The sequence below is a fragment of the Bradyrhizobium sp. ORS 375 genome (genome assembly GCF_000239775.1).
Classification (GTDB): domain Bacteria; phylum Pseudomonadota; class Alphaproteobacteria; order Rhizobiales; family Xanthobacteraceae; genus Bradyrhizobium.
The window spans coordinates 1-1302 of the sequence record NZ_CAFI01000473.1; the positions used below are offsets into that span (position 1 = coordinate 1).

At 64.9% G+C, this 1302-nt stretch carries 1 protein-coding gene; it reads right to left on the reverse strand.

Annotation, left to right across the window (positions count from 1 at the left end):
* Positions 1-104: 104 nt before the first annotated feature.
* Entirely contained in the window at positions 105-716 is a 612-nt protein-coding gene (locus tag BRAO375_RS32425; protein ID WP_009031667.1) for an SOUL family heme-binding protein, read from the reverse strand.
* Between the last annotated feature and the right edge of the window lie 586 nt (positions 717-1302).

A 1302-nucleotide genomic window follows, 5' to 3' on the forward strand; every position in this document is an offset into this window, starting at 1 on the left:
ACAGGTTTTTTCACGTACACTTCCCGTGCGTCTGCCCCTCACCCCAATCCTCTCCCCGCAAGGGGGGGAGAGGGAGCAGATGATCGTCGCCACGGGCAGCGGAGCTAACAACGACACGCCAGCATCACCTCGTTCCGGCGCAGCATCGGGAGCGTCCAGGGTGGGTTGTAGAACGCGAGCAGCGGCGTGCCGGTGACGGCCAAGCCGTTGCGCTGTGCGTAGTCGCGCAGTTCGCGGGTCTTCTCGGCGAGGATGCCGTCGGAATAGGAGCCGGAGAACGTGATCGCGACCATGCGCTGCGCCGGCATCGGCGTCAGCTTGATGCGGGAATCGGCGGGCGGCGGCAACGTGTCGAGCGACCAACTCGACGGCATCACGAAGCTGACGCTCCAGCGGTCGCCGGCGACGCCGTCCGCGGGAGTTGCGACGGCCGCCTGCTGCTGCACCGGCGCGGTCATCGCGATTTTCGCCTTGGCCTGGTTGGCGCCGAAGATGTAGCCGCCGATGATGCGAAAGCCTTCCTCGATCGCCGCTTTGCGCGCGCCCTGCACGTCGGCTTGCGCAATGATCATTGGCGCATAGGCGCGGATCTCGAACTCGCCGTCGCGCTTCACGACGTCGTATCTGGGATGTTCGACCCGGCTCATGATCGGCCCCGCGGCGATGGCGGCGCCGGCCAGCACGAGCACGACGAGGCCGGTCAGCCCGATCAGCATGCGGCGTCTCCTCGGTGGTGTCGGTTCGGTCATGGCGGTTGCGCCGTCCGGTTGGTGTCAACGAGGGAACGAGGCGAGAGGTCCTGCGGATCAGGTGGTGAATGTCTCGCCCGCGGCCATCCTTCGAGACGCCTGCCTGCGTCAGGCTCCCCAGGATGAGGCCTGCGATCGCGGCGAGATGTCAGCGCGGTCTCATATGGCCACCGGGTTCATGCTTCCCCTCATGGTGAGGAGCGCCGCGCACCTGGTCAAGCCATACGATGGCCAGCCATGGCGGCGCGTCTCGAACCAGGAGGCCTGGATATCACAGCACATTGCGCGACATCTCCGTGGGTCCTTCTTTCATTTGCCGCAAGCGGCGGGTGACCCGACGGGCGACTCAGTTTGTGGTGATGACCGATGACACCGTTGCGCTGGCGTCTAAGGCTCTCGCGCGGCCGCATAAACGATGCGCTGTGAGCAAAAATTCGGCAGCGGTCCCAGCATGATCACCTCTGTCCAGATGCCGGCGCAAATATTTCCGCCTTTCGCTTTACCGGAAATCATGCTCTCCTCCCGTCATCCCGTCCTCATGCAGAGGGGCGTA